At 37.6% G+C, this 18,464-nt stretch carries 18 protein-coding genes; 4 read left to right on the plus strand and 14 right to left on the minus strand.

Annotated features, from left to right (window positions below):
- Positions 1-44 precede the first annotated feature (44 nt).
- From infC to EGI24_RS15680, 3 genes are all read left to right on the plus strand, one after another.
- Positions 45-590, plus strand: coding sequence for a translation initiation factor IF-3 (gene infC / locus EGI24_RS15670; RefSeq protein WP_255035774.1), 546 nt, complete (start codon positions 45-47; stop codon positions 588-590).
- 120 nt (positions 591-710) lie between these two features.
- Positions 711-1,460 carry a DJ-1/PfpI family protein gene (locus EGI24_RS15675; RefSeq protein WP_255049435.1) on the plus strand — a complete coding sequence of 250 codons (750 nt, stop codon included), beginning with the start codon at positions 711-713 and terminating at the stop codon, positions 1,458-1,460.
- Positions 1,461-1,621: 161 nt separating this feature from the next.
- A complete protein-coding gene (locus EGI24_RS15680) occupies positions 1,622-2,611 on the plus strand; it encodes a glycoside hydrolase family 43 protein (protein ID WP_255049436.1) in 990 nt (329 codons plus the stop codon).
- Positions 2,612-2,624: 13 nt separating this feature from the next.
- Here EGI24_RS15680 and EGI24_RS15685 read toward each other — a convergent pair whose 3' ends face one another.
- From EGI24_RS15685 to EGI24_RS15695, 3 genes are all read right to left on the minus strand, one after another.
- Complete coding sequence (locus EGI24_RS15685; protein WP_255049437.1) at positions 2,625-3,074, minus strand: DinB family protein; 450 nt, start codon at positions 3,072-3,074, stop codon at positions 2,625-2,627.
- A gap of 115 nt (positions 3,075-3,189) precedes the next feature.
- Entirely contained in the window at positions 3,190-4,176 is a 987-nt protein-coding gene (gene mgrA, locus EGI24_RS15690) for an L-glyceraldehyde 3-phosphate reductase (RefSeq protein WP_255049438.1), read from the minus strand.
- Between the two features lie 307 nt (positions 4,177-4,483).
- Positions 4,484-5,470: an aldo/keto reductase gene (locus EGI24_RS15695; protein ID WP_255049440.1), complete on the minus strand. Its 987-nt coding sequence runs from the start codon at positions 5,468-5,470 to the stop codon at positions 4,484-4,486.
- Between the two features lie 622 nt (positions 5,471-6,092).
- On the opposite strand from EGI24_RS15695, the gene EGI24_RS15700 reads away from it, so the two are divergent.
- Positions 6,093-7,361, plus strand: coding sequence for a replication-associated recombination protein A (locus tag EGI24_RS15700; RefSeq protein ID WP_255049441.1), 1,269 nt, complete (start codon positions 6,093-6,095; stop codon positions 7,359-7,361).
- Between the two features lie 50 nt (positions 7,362-7,411).
- On the opposite strand, the gene EGI24_RS15705 is transcribed toward EGI24_RS15700, so the two are convergent.
- From EGI24_RS15705 to EGI24_RS15755, 11 genes are all read right to left on the minus strand, one after another.
- On the minus strand, positions 7,412-7,939 hold the full coding sequence (locus EGI24_RS15705) for a lipocalin family protein (RefSeq protein ID WP_255049443.1): 528 nt from the start codon (positions 7,937-7,939) through the stop codon (positions 7,412-7,414).
- A 28-nt stretch (positions 7,940-7,967) separates the two neighbouring features.
- The gene (locus tag EGI24_RS15710) at positions 7,968-8,924 is read right to left on the minus strand and encodes a glycosyltransferase family 2 protein (protein WP_255049445.1); all 957 of its coding nucleotides are present in this window, start codon (positions 8,922-8,924) and stop codon (positions 7,968-7,970) included.
- An 11-nt stretch (positions 8,925-8,935) separates the two neighbouring features.
- Positions 8,936-9,592: a tRNA1(Val) (adenine(37)-N6)-methyltransferase gene (locus EGI24_RS15715; RefSeq protein ID WP_255049446.1), complete on the minus strand. Its 657-nt coding sequence runs from the start codon at positions 9,590-9,592 to the stop codon at positions 8,936-8,938.
- Positions 9,593-9,636: 44 nt separating this feature from the next.
- On the minus strand, positions 9,637-10,260 hold the full coding sequence (locus EGI24_RS15720) for a viroplasmin family protein (protein WP_255049447.1): 624 nt from the start codon (positions 10,258-10,260) through the stop codon (positions 9,637-9,639).
- A 3-nt stretch (positions 10,261-10,263) separates the two neighbouring features.
- A complete protein-coding gene (locus tag EGI24_RS15725; protein WP_255049448.1) occupies positions 10,264-12,033 on the minus strand; it encodes a D-alanine--D-alanine ligase in 1,770 nt (589 codons plus the stop codon).
- 101 nt (positions 12,034-12,134) lie between these two features.
- Positions 12,135-12,386, minus strand: a complete 252-nt coding sequence (locus EGI24_RS15730; RefSeq protein WP_255049573.1) for a NifU family protein — start codon at positions 12,384-12,386, stop codon at positions 12,135-12,137.
- A gap of 49 nt (positions 12,387-12,435) precedes the next feature.
- Positions 12,436-12,921, minus strand: a complete 486-nt coding sequence (locus EGI24_RS15735) for a CAP domain-containing protein (RefSeq protein WP_255049449.1) — start codon at positions 12,919-12,921, stop codon at positions 12,436-12,438.
- A gap of 97 nt (positions 12,922-13,018) precedes the next feature.
- A complete protein-coding gene (locus tag EGI24_RS15740; RefSeq protein WP_255049450.1) occupies positions 13,019-14,362 on the minus strand; it encodes a Gfo/Idh/MocA family protein in 1,344 nt (447 codons plus the stop codon).
- Between the two features lie 122 nt (positions 14,363-14,484).
- On the minus strand, positions 14,485-15,588 hold the full coding sequence (locus EGI24_RS15745) for an Mrp/NBP35 family ATP-binding protein (RefSeq protein WP_255049451.1): 1,104 nt from the start codon (positions 15,586-15,588) through the stop codon (positions 14,485-14,487).
- Between the two features lie 63 nt (positions 15,589-15,651).
- Positions 15,652-16,644, minus strand: a complete 993-nt coding sequence (locus EGI24_RS15750) for a GSCFA domain-containing protein (RefSeq protein ID WP_255049452.1) — start codon at positions 16,642-16,644, stop codon at positions 15,652-15,654.
- The gene (locus EGI24_RS15755) at positions 16,631-18,358 is read right to left on the minus strand and encodes an IlvD/Edd family dehydratase (RefSeq protein ID WP_255049454.1); all 1,728 of its coding nucleotides are present in this window, start codon (positions 18,356-18,358) and stop codon (positions 16,631-16,633) included. The genes EGI24_RS15750 and EGI24_RS15755 overlap by 14 nt, the downstream gene beginning before the upstream one ends.
- Between the last annotated feature and the right edge of the window lie 106 nt (positions 18,359-18,464).

The following is an 18,464-nucleotide window of genomic DNA, read 5'->3' on the forward strand; positions in this document are numbered from 1 at the left end:
AGTAGCTTAAAATCTCACATTTAAATTCTTTTATGGCAAAAAACATGAAAAAACCGTATCGTCCACCGGTTAGAAAAGAAGACGAACACAGGATTAACGAAAAAATTAGAGGTGTTGCAGAAGTAAGATTAGTAGGAGAGAATATAGAAGTTGGAGTTTATCCGTTTGTCAAAGCCGTTGAAATAGCGAGAGAGCAAAATTTGGATTTAGTAGAAATTGTTCCAAATTCAGTGCCGCCGGTTTGCCGAATCGTAGATTACTCTAAGTTTAAATACGAACAAAAGAAAAAGCAAAAAGAACTTAAAGCCAAGCAAGTAAAGACGGTTATCAAAGAAATCAGGTTTGGTCCACAAACTGATGATCACGATTACGAGTTCAAGCTAAAGCATGCCGAAAACTTCTTGAAAGAAAACTCAAAAGTGAAGGCGTATGTGCAGTTCATTGGTCGTCAGATAGTTTTTAAAGAACAAGGATTTAAACTTCTAGAGAAGTTTGTAAAAGCCCTTGAGGACTTAGGAAAGCCAGAAGCACCACCGAAATTAGAAGGAAAAAGATTGAACGTGATTATCGCACCAAAATCTAAAAAATAATATGAAACCGACTCTATTGAGTCGGTTTTTTTATGTTTCAAAATTAAAAAAGTATTCAAATTTTAACCAAAACGCCCATGGAAGACCGCACATTGGCGTTTTAAATCTCAATTTCAAACCATGAAAAATGTCTTGCGTGTCTCAGTAATTCTGAATTTAATGTTTTTTTCGGCATTTGGTCAAAAAAGTGAGCCAATCAACAAAGAAACTACCGCCGGAAAATTAGCGGAAAACTTAAACCCAATTAAGACCAATATCAAAATGAAAAACATAGGCATTTTACTTTTTAATAACTTCGAAACATTAGATGTTTTTGGCCCAGTAGAAATATTTGGCCGCTTGAAAGATTTGTATCATATCGAATTTTATTCTTTAGAAGGTGGGGTAATCACCAGCACCCAAAATGTGAAGATATTAACAGAGAAACTTTCTGAAAAAGACCAATTTGATATATTCTTGATCCCTGGTGGAATGGGTACCAGAAAAGAAGTGGACCATCCACAAATGATTTCTACCATCTCAGGGATATCCTCTTTATCCACCCATGTTCTGACCGTTTGTACGGGTTCGGCTCTTTTGGCTAAAACAGGTCAAATCAATGGCTTGTCAGCCACCTCAAACAAACGCTCCTTTGATTGGGTAGTGTCTCAAGGCTCCAAAGTGAATTGGGTAAAAAAGGCAAGATGGGCCGTAGACGGGAAATATTACACTTCTTCAGGCGTATCGGCTGGTATGGACATGACTTTGGGTTTTATTAGAGACATACATGGTATAGATTTGGCTAGGAAAATAGCCTATGAAATTGAATATACTTGGCAAGAAAACAAAGAAGTGGATGAGTTTTATTTGCAAGATTTGAAACAGAATTGATTCAGGTGGTGTGTTTTTTCAAATTGTACAAAAAAAAGCAATCGATAACTCCGATTTGAAAAATCACTCTATATTGTCTTCTCAAAATAATTATCTACCATCAGAAAGTTAGAAACGGACTTCTAATGTAAATTTGCACAAAGAAAAAAAACTTGTACGCTATGAAAAAAAGCCTGATTTTTATAATCATTTTAGCCGCCTTCTTTAAAATCAAGACTAGCCCTGCACAATCAAAAAATCCAATAATTGAAGGTTGGTATGCCGACCCTGAGGGTGTGATTTTAGATAAGCAATATTGGGTTTTTCCTACTTTTTCTGCCAAGTACCGTCAGCAGGTTTTCTTGGATGCTTTTTCGTCAAAAGACATGGTTACATGGAAAAAGCATGAACACATCATAGATACAACTGTGATAAAATGGGCTTATATGGCTATGTGGGCACCTTCTATTGTAAAAAAGGATAAGAAGTACTATTTGTTTTTCTCGGCGAATGATATACAAAGTAAAGCCCGAAACGGAAAAGAAGATGACCATAATGGAGGTATTGGAATCGCAGTGGCCAACAAACCCGAAGGGCCTTATAAAGATCATTTGGGCAAGCCGCTTATCAATCAGTTTTATAACAATGCCCAGCCGATTGACCAATATGTATTTCAAGACAAAGACAATCAGTTTTATATCATTTATGGCGGGTGGGGACGCTGCAATATTGGCAAATTGAACGATGATTTCACTGCCTTGGTACCATTTCCAGATGGTAATTTAGTAAAAGAAATTACTCCAAAAAACTATGTGGAAGGCCCAACAATGTTTATCAGAAATGGAAAATATTACCTCATGTGGTCAGAGGGTGGCTGGACGAATGGTACATACAAAGTAGCTTATGGTGTTTCGGATTCAGTTTTTGGCCCATTTGAACGTGTTTCTACAGTTCTCGAGGCCGATGAAAGCATCGCCACGGGTGCTGGTCACCATTCCGTAATAAATATTCCTAAAACCGATGAATGGTACATGGTTTATCACCGTCGCCCTATTCCAAATCTCGACCGTGACCACCGTGTGGTGTGTATCGACAAAATGTTTTTTGACAAAGACGGAAAAATCGAAAATGTCAAAATGACTTTTGAGGGGGTAAAACGTAAGTTGAAATAGGGTTATTTGGTAATTATTTGCTTTCAAGAGCCTGTTTTATCTGTTCCAAATGCCCTTGATTGTGCCAACTGACTTTGTCAAATTCGTCCTTCAAGGTTCTAAGTCCTGTTTCACTATGGATAAACTCTTTGTCGCCCAAGGTATTATAATATTGCTCTGCCAGATAAATAACCATCTGCCTGTTGGCCAAATAAACAGCCTTGCTAATGGCCAATGGGAAGTTTTTATAATCTAGATTTTCATTCCAAAGGTCTTGTTCAAAAGCCCAGATGACTTGCTTAGGCTCAGAAATTACCCTTTTTATTCTATCCAACAATACACTATCGGCATCAGTCAGATGCACCAATATTTGCTTGACAGTCCATTTGCCTTCTCCATAAGTTTTTAACAAATCTTCCTCAGACAAGTCGAAGTATTTTTCCGTTTCGTTTCTGGTGTTGGTTAGGGTGGTAAGGATGTTCATGCTAATATTCTTTTAAGTCTATTCAGAGTTTTCCTTTAAGGAACCCTGACTTTTACTCAATTTATCTGATTTTATTCATTTTTTTTAAGGTTCCTAATAAGACAAAACTAAACTTTCACCCCAAAATCCCCTCAATCATATCCAATTCAGAAGCCTCAAAGTGTTTGTTGTCAACAGCTTTAAGCGAGTCCAGAAGTTGTTCTACTCTACTGGCACCTATCAATACTGTGGTTACTCTTTGGTCTTTGAGTAGCCAAGCTATGGCCATTTGGGCGAGGCTTTGGCCGCGTTTCTCTGCTATTTCATGCAAAGCTTTTACTTTGCTAATGGTCTCGGTGGTCACTTGGTCTTTTTGCAAAAATCCTGTTGATTTTCCAGCCCTTGAGTCCTCTGGTATACCGTGGAGGTATTTGTTGGTCAATATGCCTTGTGCCAATGGCGAGAAAGGTATACAACCTACGCCATTTTCACCCAAAACGTCCAATAGTCCGTTTTCTGGGTCACGCACGAGCATGGAGTATTTAGGCTGGTGTATGAGGCAGGGCGTGCCGAGTTGCTTAAGTATCGCCAAGGCTTCTTTGGTTTGGTCGGCGTCGTAGTTGGATAAGCCCACATACAGTGCTTTGCCTTGTCTCACGAGCGTATCCAATGCACCCATGGTTTCTTCCATTGGGGTGTCGGGGTCGGGGCGATGAGAGTAAAATATGTCCACATAATCCAAGCCCATACGTTTGAGGCTTTGATCGCAGCTGGCTATGATGTACTTTCTTGAACCCCACTCACCATACGGGCCAGGCCACATCAGGTAGCCCGCTTTGGAAGATATAATGAGTTCGTCGCGGTAAGCGGCAAAGTCTTTTTTCATCAAAAGGCCAAAATTCTCCTCGGCCGAGCCTGGAGGTGGGCCGTAGTTGTTGGCCAGATCAAAGTGCGTCACGCCTTTGTCGAATGCCGTTCTGAGTATGGCTCGGTAGTTTTCGAAGGTATCTACACCTCCGAAATTGTGCCATAAGCCCAATGAAATTTCTGGCAATCTGATGCCACTTTTGCCACAACGTCTGTAGCTTATTTGGTCGTATCTTTTTTCGTCTGCTATGTACATAAAATAAGTTTCGTTAAAAATAATCAAGAAAACATATAATTTGTGTGCCTTGCCAGGCGGGCATTCTTTTTTTTTGAAAAAAAAGAATCAAAAAAAACACTTCCTGAACAATGATCCTCTGTGAAATTTTGATAAACATTAGAAAATTATAGAAACATTAGAAATAATCAAAATTTCACAACGGACTGTTCAGGAATTATAAGGAACATTAAGTAATTATTGACTTACTTGAATTAACCACACTAAACATAAATAATAGTTTAATTGACCAGTCTAAGACTCCTTCAATCATGAGAGAAATTTTATCTTACCACCACTGGTGTATTGTATTTTTGAAATATTTAAGGTAAATCTCTTTTACTTGGCTCATTTGGTAATCGCTCAAAGCTGGTTGTTGCAAGCAATTGAGGTTTTCCGTTACTTGTTCAGGTCTGGATGCACCTGGAATAACCGTACTCACCTGCTCGAACATTAAAATCCATCTTAAAGCTATTTCTGCCAAATTCAATTGGCCAGAGAATAATTCTTTTAGTTCTCCAACTGCTTCTAGACCAGTGTTATAATCTATGCCCGAGAAAGTCTCGCCTTTGTCGAACATTTCGCCATTGCGATTGAAAAAGCGGTGGTCGCCTGCTTCGAAACTGGTGTCTTTGGTATATTTTCCTGTCAATAGTCCGCTGGCCAAAGGTACTCTGACGATTACGCCAACATCTCTCTTTTTCGCTTGCTCGAAAAACAACTCGGCTGGCCGCTGACGGAACATATTGAAAATAATTTGCACCGAAACGACATTGTTAAATTCAATTCCTTTCAAGGCTTCTTCTACCTTTTCCACACTTATGCCCAGATTTTGCACTTTCCCTTCGGTTTTTAGGTCCTCGAAAAGGCCGAAAATTTCGGGTCTATAAAACACTTGGGTAGGCGGGCAGTGGAGCTGAACCAAGTCAAGTGTTTCTATTTGTAGTCTTTTTAGGCTGTCTTCCACATATTTTCGCAAAACTGTTGGCGTGTAGCCTTCGTTGGTATGTGGGTTAATTTGGCGGCCACATTTGGTAGCCACAAAAAACTTCTCCGAGCGTGTTTTTAGGAAATTACCGATTGCTCTTTCACTTTCGCCATCGCTGTACACATCAGCGGAGTCTATGAAGTTTATACCATTGTCGGCAGCTGTATTGAGGATGTTTTCAGCTAATTTGTGGTCAAAAGCTGAACCCCATTTTCCACCCACTTGCCAGGTGCCAAGCCCTATTTCTGAGATATTTTGATTGGTTTTACCGAATCTTCTAAAATTCATTTATTTTTTTTGGTTGAGTTTTCAAAATTAGGTGTTTTTGTTGATTAAATGATTTAGTTTTTCGAAGAAAAATGATTCTCTTAGAAGAATTTGAATGCTTGAATCTCTTTCGTCGCTTGCCAGCGGGGCTTTCTTTTTTTTGAAAAAAAGAAACAAAAAAACAATCACAAAAAATGAGTCCTCATGAAAAATTTGGTTGAAACTTATGTTTGATTTTTTGACATTCTAGCAAACCAAATTTTCAAACGGACTTTTTTGTGAATTTATGGAACAAAAAGTATTTTATTTTTATAATCCATATTCAGAGGATGTGGAAAAATGAAATGAATGATTCCTTATTTCAGACAGCACTGTTTGAACGTAATCAAAATTCTGTTAACGAGAATTCTAATTTGGAAAGAGTTTTTTTACAGAATTTTGAGTGTGTGAGTTTGTGGACGGTCAGCCGCTGCCTTGTAGTTTTTTTTGTTTCTTTTTTTTTGAAAAAAAATGAATGCCCCGCTAGAAGGCGACGCAATGTAATTTTTAAATGCTAAGAATTATATAAATTTTGAATCAAAATAGATAACCATTGGCAATTCTGCTTTTATTTTGGAATTTTACGAATAAATAAAAACAATACTTGGAACCCTTTGCACCATTGGCCGAAAGACTTAGGCCTCGAAATCTGGACGAATACATTGGTCAAGAGCATATTTTAGGTAAAAATAAGCCACTCAGACGTACACTTGAGTCGGGTATTGTACCTTCTATGATACTTTGGGGACCTCCGGGAGTGGGCAAAACTACATTGGCTTTGATGATGGCCGAGATTACCAAACGTCAGTTTCATAGCCTGAGTGCCATCAGTGCTGGTGTGAAAGACTTGCGTGAGGTTTTGTCAAAACCTTCAGGTTTATTTCCTCCGATTTTATTCATTGATGAGATTCACCGATTCAATAAATCGCAACAAGATTCGCTTTTGGGGGCTGTTGAAAAAGGTCAAGTGACGCTTATAGGAGCCACTACCGAAAATCCTTCTTTTGAGGTAAATTCAGCTTTACTTTCTCGTTGTCAGGTATATATCTTAGAGGCTTTTGGCAAAAAAGAATTAGAATCACTACTCGATAGGGCTTTGAAATCAGATACTTGGCTTAGAGATAAAAAGATTAAAGTTGAAACTTCTGATTCGCTTTTTAGAATATCTGGGGGTGACGGTCGCAAACTTTTGAATCTTTTAGAGTTGGTAGTGAATGCACAAGTAGGTCAACCCGAGATGGTCATCAGCAACGATTTGGTGGAAGAAGTGGTGCAGAAAAATTTGGCTCGATATGACAAATCAGGGGAGCAACATTACGACATTATTTCTGCTTTTATAAAATCTATTCGTGGTTCTGATCCCAATGCAGCATTGTACTGGATGGCCAGGATGATTATTGCGGGTGAAGATCCGAAATTTATAGCCAGAAGAATGTTGATTTTGGCCAGTGAGGACATTGGTTTGGCCAATCCCACAGCCATGATGGTGGCCAACTCTTGTATGGATGCCATTATGAAAATTGGTTATCCTGAGGGCAGAATTATTCTTTCGCAAACCGCTATTTATTTGGCCACATCTCCTAAATCTAACGCTTCTTATGTCGCCATTGATATGGCCATCGCTTTGGCCGAAAAGACTTCACATTTGCCTGTTCCGGTCGATTTGAGAAATGCTCCAACTAAGCTCATGAAAGAGATTGGGTATGGCAAAAACTACAAATATTCGCACAATTTTGAAGGCAATTTTGCGAGACAAAATTTTTTACCAGACGAACTTAAAGGTGACAAACTCTACGAGCCTAGCAACAATGCACGTGAAAATGAAATAAAACGTTCTTTGCAGAATTGGTGGGGGGATTGGTATGGTTACTAACAAAAAAAGAGCCCGAAAGCTCTAATTAGAATGTATGTATGCTTAAAAAATTAAGCTTTTTTAAATGTTAAAGTATATTCAAACTGAATCATCTGGCTTAAAAATATCTCAAGAAAGGCTGCTGTAAAAGCATCTAGACCTCCAGCAGCTGCTTTAAGGCTGGTTTTGAGTTCGTCAAGACCAATAAATAAAACCAGTTGAGAATCAGAATTGGTTTTAATTTGCATGGTTTGGGTTAATTCTTTTCCTAAATCTCCATCCTGATAGGTAATATTTAATTTATTTCCGTTTATGGTATATTTTCCTGTTGAGACAGCACCACTTGAGTTAATTTCTCCAATAGACCAAGTAGCATTGGTTTTATAGGTGCCGTCTGAATTGAAAGTATAATACATTTTTTGAGCAGATACATTTTCGTTTTCATTTTCTGCAGCTTGATCAACAACTTTAGATTTGAGCGAAATGGTCTCCAAATTGTAGGTGCCTTCCAAAGTCGATGGTGTTACTTCATCTTTTTTAGAGCATGAGCTGAGTCCTAAACCCAAAACTGCAAAAAGGATAAAAATCTGTTTTTTCATGAGGTAAATGTTTGTGTTTAATATTTAATTATACTTTTTCTGAAACGAAATAATCGTCCTTCGTAATGCCTTGTTTGACAAATAACTCGCCAAGGAACCCAGCCAAAAAAAGCTGAGAACCTATAATGATGGCTACAAGGGCTAAGTAAAAAAGAGGATTGTCAGTGACGTTGCGATAGGGTTGTCTGTTGTAAATAGAAATTATTTTTTCTGCAATCAAAAATATGGTCATGAACGAACCCAAAAAGAAGGATACAACCCCGAATAATCCAAAGAAGTGCATCGGTCTTTTACCAAATTTGTTTACAAAAGTTATGGAAAGTAAATCCAGAAATCCATTCAAAAAACGCTCTAAGCCAAATTTTGTAGTTCCATATTTACGGGAGCGGTGTTGAACCACTTTTTCTCCTATTTTGGTAAACCCGTTCCATTTGGCAATTACAGGTATATAGCGGTGCATTTCGCCATAAATCGTGATATTTTTGACAACCTTATTGTCGTAGGCTTTTAGTCCGCAGTTGAAGTCATGTAGGTAAATATCTGAAATATAGCGAGTAGTGGCATTGAAAAGTTTGGTGGGTAAAGTTTTGGTTATTGGGTCATAACGTTTTTGTTTCCAGCCAGATACGATGTCGTATTTTTCCTCTTTTATCATTCGGTAAAGGCCCGGTATTTCATCAGGACTGTCTTGCAGGTCGGCATCCATGGTAATGACAACCTCGCCCACACATTCATTAAACCCAACTTGAAGGGCGGCCGTTTTTCCATGATTTTTGGAAAATTTAAAACCCTTCACTTCTGGATTGGTCTCTTTGAGCTTTTTTACGACGTTCCAGCTGTCGTCTCTGCTACCATCATCTATCAGCAATACTTCGTATGAAAAAGCATTTTCATCCATTACTTTTTTTATCCAAGCATGCAGTTCGCCCAAAGACTCGTCTTCATTAAAAAAAGGAATAACAACAGAAATATCCACTTTGCTCATACTTGGGTTTCTTAAAATATCAGGTAATAGTCTTTTAAAAGATCTACAAAAATAGGGCTATATTGGTTGTTTTCATAAATATTTATGAGAGAGATTTCCTCCAAAATCGCTTTGGTTCTTTTTAATTTCACAATTACCCTTAAAATAGGCTTATTTTCATTGTGTCTCACTTCAAACTTTTTCGAAACATAGAGTCTTTTTTCCTCCACTATGCTTATGAATTCTCGCATTTCAAAAGGTGGCAAAAGTATCCATGCACTACCTTTTTCTTCAAGCAAAATATCAATACATTCTGCTAAATCATTGAAAGTGAGTGTTTCTGCATGATGAGCAATGTTTTTATCTATTTTGTCAGATTTTAGATTGTTCTGATAAAAAGGTGGATTACAAAAGATAAGGTCAAATTTTTTATTAGATTTTTTTGCAAAATCTTGAACAGTTTGGTGATGTAGCGTAATTTGGTTTGCAAATGGACTTTCATGAATGTTTTCTGCAGCATCTAAAACTGCATTTTGGTCAATTTCCAAAGCCGTTATTTGAGACTCAAGGTTTTTTTGTGCCACCATGAGTGACAACAGCCCCGTTCCGCAGCCAATATCTAAAGCATTTTTTATGTTTTCTGAAGAGATTAAAGAGCCAAACAAGCAAGAGTCAGTGCAGACTTTCATAGCAGCACGTTCTTGTTTTATGATGAAGTGTTTAAACCGGAACATTATTTTCTGCCGAAGTCAGCAGGGTTTTCGCCCCACCATTTGGTTTCCCACTTTTGTATTTTGTTTTTATAGTTATTGTCTTTCAACCAGGCTTCGGCTCTTTCTATGAGTTCAAATAACTCGGAGTTTCTGGAGGTTGGTTCCAATTTTGTATTTGCTTTTTTTGCTTTTACCCAAGAAATGGCCGTTTTGGAATCAGAAAATATAGGTACATCAGAATTGTGTTTTTTCAATAAAGCCAAGGCATGTACAATGGCCAAAAATTCTCCAATGTTGTTGGTTCCATCAAAAAACGGACCTTTTCTAAATACCAAGGTTTTGGTTTGTAGGTCCACTCCTTGATATTCCATGTCCCCAGTTTTAGTGTTCCAAGCAGCGTCTACTGCCCAAGCAGCAATGTTCGGTGAAGGTTGTTTTATAGAAGTTTGTGTGGCTGAAGATTTTGTATTTACAACTGCATAGTAGTTTCTTTTTAGAGCGTTTTCTGCTTCAGTTTTGCTTTCAAAGGATTTGTATTGAGCACCTTCAAAGCCATCAACTTGTTTTTTGCAATCGTCCCATGAGCTGAAAACCCCTTTTTCTCTTCCCGACCAAACAGCATAAAATTTGACTTTTTTCGCCATTTGTCAAGATTGAATAAGCTCTTGTGTTTTGCAGTCAAAAACAGCTACAAAGTCCTTAACAAAAGCCTCTTCTGATATTTTAGATACTGAAAAATCTACATCTCCGACATAAAACTGACGTATGGCTGCCGTACTTTCTATATTTTTTTGAATAAATGGATGTTTCGGTTTCCCAATGGACATACCAAACTCCATAATGTCTGGCTTGAACATCAAATTAAGTGGAATTCTGTATTTTCCTCCATTTAGTGCAGAACAAACCGCAACGGGTTCAAATTCTTCATTACCTCCAAATTGGCCAAATTTAGCTTTTGCGATTTTGAATTCTTCTTCATTTTCTCCGAATAATACAGCAAGTTTTTTTCGTGGCTTAAGCTTGGCAGTTTCTATCTTATTGTCTACGTTTTTAAGAAGATTTCTAAGATTGAAAACGTTTTTTCCACTTCTAATTCTTTCGCGGATTGATTGCCTGATCAGATAGGTGATGGAGTCAGTAATTCCGAAACCGATTTCAGCCATTTGTTTGAAAATAAACGAAGCTGGAGACATACCCGGAATGGTATTGGGATCGTGTAGGATTACCACATCGTCAGCAGTAAGGAAACCATCAATTCGGCTAATGACGCTCATATTGGTGATTTCAAACGCTTTAAGGATATTTTCATGGATTTTTTCCAAATTTTCATATTTGGTCTCCACTGGGATTCTCTTTTTACTAACGCTAGATTTGTATTTCGATTTAAAATCGAAAGTTTGCACATCGCCATATACTTCGGCAGGTGGTAGTGCAAATGCTTTTCCAGAATCATCTTGAATAACACCTACAGAAAATTCTTGACCGGAGATAAATTCCTCTATCAACACATAATCTTCCGCATTGGTAGAGCTTATTGTTGCACTATCATGGAAATTTAGATAAATGTCTAATCGTTTAAGTAAATCTGATGGATGGTATATAACCTCGCTGTCTAGCACTACTGGAAAACCTATTCCTTCGTCTAAATTGGAAGTTTTTTCCATAAGGTTTTTCTTCTGACGAGGGCTAAGCTTTATCCAATCTTTTTTCAGGATTTGGGTCTCAAAAAAGCACTGACTCATGCTTTTTGAGAATTCCTCTAAGCTACGCTTTTTTACAATAGCTACTCCGATAGAAGAACCTTGGTGAGGAGCTTTAACAACTAAAGGAAAGCCCAATTCGGCAATAAGGCTCGTAAAAAGTTTCGATTTATCAGAAGATTCCCAAGTATCTTTGGAAATAGTCTTATATTTTTTGGTTTGGCCAGTTGCCAACTCCATAAGTCGGTTTTGTACAGGTTTGTCTATGCCCACACCTGAACCCAATATACCAGGACCCATGTAGGGTATGTTAAGCCATTCCATCATTCCTTGGATGTTGCCATCCTCAGAGTAAGGTCCGTGCATAACTACAAAAGCAAAATCTAAGTGATCTTTTAGTTCTTCAACTTTTATTTGAGAACCAATTTTATAAATCAATTTGTAAAGTTGGGTATCTCGTAATGGTCCCAAAGATTCTATATAAACTTTGTAACCATTGTTTTGATTTTTCGAAGGATAGAAGCTTCTAATGTCTTCTTCATAAAGTAATTGAGGGTCTATTTTAATGAAGTTCCCGATGCTGTCTACAAAAATGACTACAGGCTCAAAATACCTCCTGTCGATGTGTTCATAGGCAGTTCTTCCACCTAAAAAAGATATTTCTCTTTCACGAGATTGGCCTCCAAAGAATATTCCAACTTTTATTTTCTTATCCATAGTGATTTAGGGACATGCAGATACAAAATAATTTTGCAAGTTATAAAAAGAATTTGCCAATTGGGCAATTTAGAAGTAAGGAATGGATATTTTTTTAAATATCAAGCATTGAAGGCAACCATATTGATAGCTTCTACTTTTTTGATTTCAGGGACGTTTTTCAAAATGGCTTCTTCTAAGCCTGCTTTAAAAGTCATAGATGACATAGGGCATGAACCACATGATCCAGTAAACTCCAACTTAACAGTGAAATCGGGCGTGATTTCAACTACCTCGACATTACCACCATCAGCGATAAGATAAGGCCTAATATTGTTTAATGCTTGTTCTACTTTTTCTATTAATTCGTCCATCTGGTGGTTGAAAGTTCTTACAATACTACAAAAAATGGCCGACATTTGTTCATTTTGAGCCAAATAATTGTGTCCAGTGGTTTTGGTATCCTCCGATTCCCATATCCTTAAAGTTTGGTGTCATAATGTTTGCACAATGTGTTGGGCTATTAACCCATTGTATTATTATCTCTTCAGGTGTTGGAGAAAATCCAGATGCTGCATAAATATTCTCTGCAAATGATTTGAAAAGATAATTTTGAGCCAATATACGGGTAGATGGCTCAACTCCATTTTTTGAGACATGAGAGAAGTATTTGTTTTCAAACATATCTTTGCTGTGAAGGTAAGCGGCCTTTTCAAGGTCGCTATTCCAACTTACTGGACTAGTCGGAGCAAAATGTTGCGTTCCGCATTTTCGACCTTCAGACCTGGCTTTGTTTACCAGTTTTAAGAAGTCTTCATTTACTGATTCAGATTTTTCTTCTATAAATGAATCTGTTTTATTGCATGAAAAAAATACAATAGCTAAGAAAAAATAGAGGTATTTACGCATTAGAATTCAATCAATTAGGAAACTTGATACAAAATTTGTTCCAAAACTTGTGAACTACTTTAAAACGGAAATACCTCTAGAAAATTCAAAAAAAATATTAAACTTTGGGCAAAGAATAGCCATTTTTATAATGCGATACCATCAAAGCATTGGCTTCTTTGTCATTTTTAAAGTTTCCATTCGCCTCATCCCAAAATACTTTTCTGCCCAATTTATAAGAAATATTGCCCATTATGGCATTTATTGCAGCAATACTGCCCGTTTCTATTCCGCATTTGAGCGATTTCGGGTCATTATTTCTGATGGCATTGATGAAGTTTTCAGCATGATTGTATAAATAATCATCTTCTGATTTTTTGGTAAAAATAGGTAATGGTTCTACTTTAGGTTTTTTAATACTATTTTCGGTGTAAGTTTCTGGAATCAACTCAAATCCACCCCTATGAACCACCAGTGTACCGTTATTTCCTATAAATGCAATGCCTTCAGTTTTTCCGTAATTTCCACCATCAATGCCCGTGGCGTGTTCCCAAAGCATGTTGAAGCCATCGTATTGAAAGACTGTTTGTAAAGTATCTGGTGTTTCAGAAGCATCATCAGGATAAGCAAACTTGCCACCTGAGGCCATCACTGATATCGGTGCTTTGGCTCCCATGGCGTGTAAGGCTATGTCAATTTCATGCACACCCCAGTCGGTCATTAATCCACCCGCATAATCCCAAAACCACCTAAAGTTAAAATGGAAGCGATTTTCGTTAAATGGGTGTCTTTGGGCAGGACCCTGCCACATATCGTAATTAACACCCTTAGGTACCGCAGTGTCAGGCAATACATACACAGGTTTCATCCAGCCTTGGTAAGCCCAAACCTTTACCAATCGAATTTTGCCCAACATACCTGACTTCACCATCTTAAAGGCTTCTTCATAATGCGGGCCGCTTCTTTGCCATTGCCCTACTTGTACTATTTTTCCATATTTTTTGGCTGCTTTTACCATCAAATTGCACTCATCCATGTTATGAGCAATCGGTTTTTCTACATAAACATGCTTGCCTGCATCCAGAGCTCCAATCATGTTTAGGCAGTGCCAATGGTCAGGTGTACCCACAATTACATAATCAATTTCCTTGTTATCAAGCATTTGTCTGTAGTCGCCATAGGTTTTGGCTTTGCTTCCCTGCATTTTTTCTAATTGAGCCGAGCGTTCGTCTAAGACATTTTGATCGACATCGCACAAACCAATGCATTCAATGCCTTTGTTTTTTATGTGCCTTTGTAGGTTTGAGAAACCCATTCCTTTACAACCAATCAAGCCAATCTTCATTTTGTCTGATGGTGCTACACTTTTTGGTCGGGAATTGGCCAAGGCGGTTGAAATGCTGGGAAATGCTAGACTTGAAAAAGCTACATTTCTCACGAATTGTCTTCTGGAATTTTTCATTTATTATTCAGGTTGAATTTTTCAATCAGAAAGTTATGAAAAAACTGTTACAAATTGATATAAACTATAAACAAAAAAGACCTCCGTTAGGAAGTCTTTTTTGTAAAATATTTTGAAATGTTTTATCTCATTTTTACAGGTTCTGTTTTTGGCAAATTAGCATTTCTGATAGCTATTTGTTGGGCGAGATTCTCAGCAGCCGAGAAAAATGCAGAAGAAACTACTTCGCTTTCGTCCATCATAATTGGTCTGCCTGAGTCGCCCCCTTCTCTGATTTTTTGTACCAAAGGAATTTGCCCCAAAACTGGTACGTTGAATTTGTCGGCCAATTGTTGACCGCCTCCTTCTCCAAATATAAAGTACTTATTGTCAGGAAGTTCTTCTGGTGTAAAATAAGCCATGTTTTCAATTATTCCCAATATAGGCACATTAATGTTGGCTTGGCTAAACATAGAACCGCCTTTGGTGGCATCGGCCAAGGCTACTTTTTGAGGAGTAGTTACTATAACTGCTCCCGTCACTGGTACCGTCTGTACCAAAGTTAAGTGGATATCGCCTGTTCCTGGAGGTAAATCCAACAAAAGGTAGTCTAACTCACCCCAGTCCACGTCACCAAAAAATTGCTTTAAAGCTTGGCTCGCCATAGGCCCTCTCCAGACTACGGCACTGTCTGGTGGCGTAAGAAAGCCAATTGAAATCATTTTGATGCCATATTGCATTATAGGAGAGATGAAGTTTTTTCCGTCTTTTACCGAAACCAACGGTTGCATATTTTCAGCTCCAAACATGATTGGAATGGAAGGACCAGAAATATCCGCATCAATAATTCCAACTTTAGCACCTGATTTTTTTAGGGCCATAGCAAGGTTGACGGTCACAGTAGATTTTCCTACACCACCTTTGCCAGAGGATATGGCTATGATATTTTTTACTAGCGGTAGTAGCAAGTTTTTGTTTAAGATAGAAGTGACGTTAGAAGTCATGTTGATGTTTATTTCAAAATCATCTCCCAAGTCTCTATGAATAGCATCAACACACCTTTGTTTGATGAGTTCTTTTAATGGACAAGCAGGCGTAGTCAAAATAACCGTGAATGTAACTTGATTTACCCCGATTTCGATATCTGAAATCATGTTGAGGGTCACCAAATCTTTTTTAAGATCAGGCTCTTCTACTGTGCTTAATGCTAGTAATAATTTTTCTTTTGTAACTGTAAATTCTCCCATGAATAGTTTTATACTAAAATAGCAAACATTTGCAAAAGGCTTAAAGTTCGAGCAAATGCTAAACTAGCTGATTTGATTCTTAATAGCAGCTTCTTCCTTTGAAATATCTATTTGATTTTCAAATGTTTGTATTTTGATTAATAGATTTTGTAGAAATTTTTGGTGATTTTTAGATTTGGGGTTAAAAGGCCTATGATCAATCCCAGTTTTTATTTTAATCCAATCATTTATGAAAATTTTTAGCGTTTCATCGAAATAAGTTTCCGAGAAAATATTTAGAATGTACTTTTCAGCTTGTTCATTTGGATGAATTAAATCAGATTTATAAAATCTGTAGTCTCTTAAATCATCTATTACTATTTCGTAGGATGGAAAATAGTAAGTATCAGAATATCTGCTGGTTATGTTATAACATAAAGTTCTGAGAATGGATTTTGATACACTATTCAATTGAAGTGTGTCTTTGATATGCCTTACTGGACTAACCGTAAGTATAATTTTCAGATTAGGATTAAATGTTTTTAGCTTTGAATGGATGTTTTCAAAAATATCTAATTGTTCTTTTTCTCCCAAAAGCTTTTTATTGAACAAAGATGCTTTTTGTTTGTGGCAATTAGAAACAATTTTCTGAGTTTGTTTTTGCTCATAAACCCAGCTTGTCCCCAAAGTAATGATCAAATAATTTGCTGATTTTAAGAATGACGCTGTACTTTGGTTTAAAGTTTTTATTTTGTCTACTAGTCCAATTCTATTAAAATCTCTAATTTCAGAATGATAATTATAATGAAAAAAGACACCATCGTTTTCTACAATGGTGTCTTCATTATTTTCAGAATTCTTTAAGAGTCCATCTAGCAAGCAACTGATAGAACTTAAATTGAAAACATTTCCGAATGGGTTGGCTAAACATTCAATTTTGTTTTCTACCAAATAATTTCCCAAAACATCAGAAAAGCATGAGCCTAAAGTCAAGATTTTGGATTTCAACGAAATCTGAAACTCAGGATTTATTTTTTCAATGACGGTTCGGAATTCTAACATATCAATGTGACTCACGATTTACTTTGCTACCTGACTTGCCCACCAAATAGTCAAAATCAGCACCCAAATGTGCTTGATTAACAGATTCTATGTACATTTTGGCGTAGCCTCTCACGTATCCAAGGTCAATTGGTTTCCAATTCTTTCTACGGGTTTCCATTTCTTCTTCTGAAATATCGAGATTAAGTTTTTTGTTCGGAACGTCCACTGTGATCATATCGCCGTTTTGTACAAATGCCAATGGTCCGCCCACAGCAGATTCAGGCGAAACATGTAGGAAAACAGTACCGAAGGCAGTTCCGCTCATACGAGCATCAGAAATTCTTACCAAGTCAGTTATGCCTTTTTCCAATATTTTTTTAGGAAGTGCCATACTTCCTACCTCTGGCATACCTGGATAACCTTTCGGGCCAGAGTTTTTCAGAACCATGATGGAGTTTTCGTCAATATCTAATTCTGGATCATCTATACGTGCATGATAATCTTCTATGGTCTCAAAAACGACGGCTTTTCCTCTGTGGGTCAGTAGTTTGTCAGTTGCTGCAGAGACTTTAATAACCGATCCGTCAGGGCAAAGATTTCCTTTTACAACCGTTATTCCTGCCTCTTCTTTGAGTGGATTGTTGTAAGGGAATATCACTTCTGGATTCCAGTTTCTTGCTTTTTCCGAGTTCTCTATGATGCTTTTGCCATTGGCACTGATGGTGTCCTTTCTAAGTACGGCAGACATCTCTTTTATGACCACAGGAAGCCCACCAGCGTAATAGAAATCCTCCATCAAGAATTTGCCAGACGGCATTAAATTTACCAAAAGAGGAATTTTACTACCTAAGTCATCGAAGTCTTCCAGTTTTAAATCCACGCCAATTCGAGCAGCAATGGCCAGCAAGTGAAGAATTAGATTGGTTGAACCTCCAACGGCCGCATTAACTTTTATGGCATTTTCAAAAGCTCCTTTTGTTAGAATATCCGATATTTTAAGGTTTTCTTTAGCCATTTCTACAATTCTCATACCGGTCATATGGGCCAGCATTTTTTTGCGAGAATCGACCGCTGGTATTGCCGAAATACCTGGTAACGTAAGCCCTAAAGCTTCGCACATAACTGCCATGGTAGAGGCTGTGCCCATTGTGGAGCAGTGTCCCGCTGAACGACTCATGCATGACTCTGCTTCTTCAAAATCTTCGGCCGACATTTTACCCGTTCTGAAATCGTCAGCGAACTTCCAAACATCAGTTCCTGAACCTATGTCTTTGCCTTGAAATTTTCCATTAAGCATTGGACCACCTGGAACAACAATGGTAGGTAAATCTACACTTGCGGCACCCATTACCAAAGAAGGGGTGGTTTTGTCACAACCTGTCAACAATACAACAGCATCAAAAGGATTGCCTCGGATGCTTTCTTCGACAGTCATAGCGGCGAGGTTTCTATAAAGCATGGCTGTAGGCCTAATGATAGTTTCGCCCAAGGACATCACCGGAAATTCGAGCGGAAAACCACCCGCTTCATAGATGCCGTTTTTTACAAACTGAGCAATCTCTCTAAAATGTCCATTGCAAGGAGTGGTTTCTGACCATGTATTGCAAATTCCTATAACAGGTTTACCTTTAAATTGGTGAGCTGGATAGCCTTGATTCTTAATCCAAGAGCGATAAATAAATCCATCCTTGCCAGTTTTGCCAAACCAGTCCTTACTCCTTAAATCTTCTTTGTTGTCGTTTTCCATGAATGATTGAATAAAATTTGACTGTAAAATTATAAATAGCCCGCATAAATATAGGTAAAACAACGTTTTTTTTGTTTTTTTGCATGCTAATTTTAAACTTTAACAC

This window comes from Lacihabitans sp. CS3-21, assembly GCF_024343675.1.
In the GTDB taxonomy this organism is placed as follows: Bacteria; Bacteroidota; Bacteroidia; order Cytophagales; family Spirosomataceae; genus Leadbetterella.

Excerpts from the sequence above, each read along its gene's own strand:
- infC (WP_255035774.1), top strand. The coding sequence starts at position 45 with ATGAAAAAACCGTATCGTCCACCGGTTAGAAAAGAAGACGAACACAGG.
- EGI24_RS15675 (WP_255049435.1), top strand. The coding sequence starts at position 711 with ATGAAAAATGTCTTGCGTGTCTCAGTAATTCTGAATTTAATGTTTTTT.
- EGI24_RS15680 (WP_255049436.1), top strand. The coding sequence starts at position 1,622 with ATGAAAAAAAGCCTGATTTTTATAATCATTTTAGCCGCCTTCTTTAAA.
- EGI24_RS15685 (WP_255049437.1), bottom strand. The coding sequence starts at position 3,074 with ATGAACATCCTTACCACCCTAACCAACACCAGAAACGAAACGGAAAAA.
- mgrA (WP_255049438.1), bottom strand. The coding sequence starts at position 4,176 with ATGTACATAGCAGACGAAAAAAGATACGACCAAATAAGCTACAGACGT.
- EGI24_RS15695 (WP_255049440.1), bottom strand. The coding sequence starts at position 5,470 with ATGAATTTTAGAAGATTCGGTAAAACCAATCAAAATATCTCAGAAATA.
- EGI24_RS15705 (WP_255049443.1), bottom strand. The coding sequence starts at position 7,939 with ATGAAAAAACAGATTTTTATCCTTTTTGCAGTTTTGGGTTTAGGACTC.
- EGI24_RS15710 (WP_255049445.1), bottom strand. The coding sequence starts at position 8,924 with ATGAGCAAAGTGGATATTTCTGTTGTTATTCCTTTTTTTAATGAAGAC.
- EGI24_RS15715 (WP_255049446.1), bottom strand. The coding sequence starts at position 9,592 with ATGAAAGTCTGCACTGACTCTTGCTTGTTTGGCTCTTTAATCTCTTCA.
- EGI24_RS15720 (WP_255049447.1), bottom strand. The coding sequence starts at position 10,260 with ATGGCGAAAAAAGTCAAATTTTATGCTGTTTGGTCGGGAAGAGAAAAA.
- EGI24_RS15725 (WP_255049448.1), bottom strand. The coding sequence starts at position 12,033 with ATGGATAAGAAAATAAAAGTTGGAATATTCTTTGGAGGCCAATCTCGT.
- EGI24_RS15730 (WP_255049573.1), bottom strand. The coding sequence starts at position 12,386 with ATGGACGAATTAATAGAAAAAGTAGAACAAGCATTAAACAATATTAGG.
- EGI24_RS15735 (WP_255049449.1), bottom strand. The coding sequence starts at position 12,921 with ATGCGTAAATACCTCTATTTTTTCTTAGCTATTGTATTTTTTTCATGC.
- EGI24_RS15740 (WP_255049450.1), bottom strand. The coding sequence starts at position 14,362 with ATGAAAAATTCCAGAAGACAATTCGTGAGAAATGTAGCTTTTTCAAGT.
- EGI24_RS15745 (WP_255049451.1), bottom strand. The coding sequence starts at position 15,588 with ATGGGAGAATTTACAGTTACAAAAGAAAAATTATTACTAGCATTAAGC.
- EGI24_RS15755 (WP_255049454.1), bottom strand. The coding sequence starts at position 18,358 with ATGGAAAACGACAACAAAGAAGATTTAAGGAGTAAGGACTGGTTTGGC.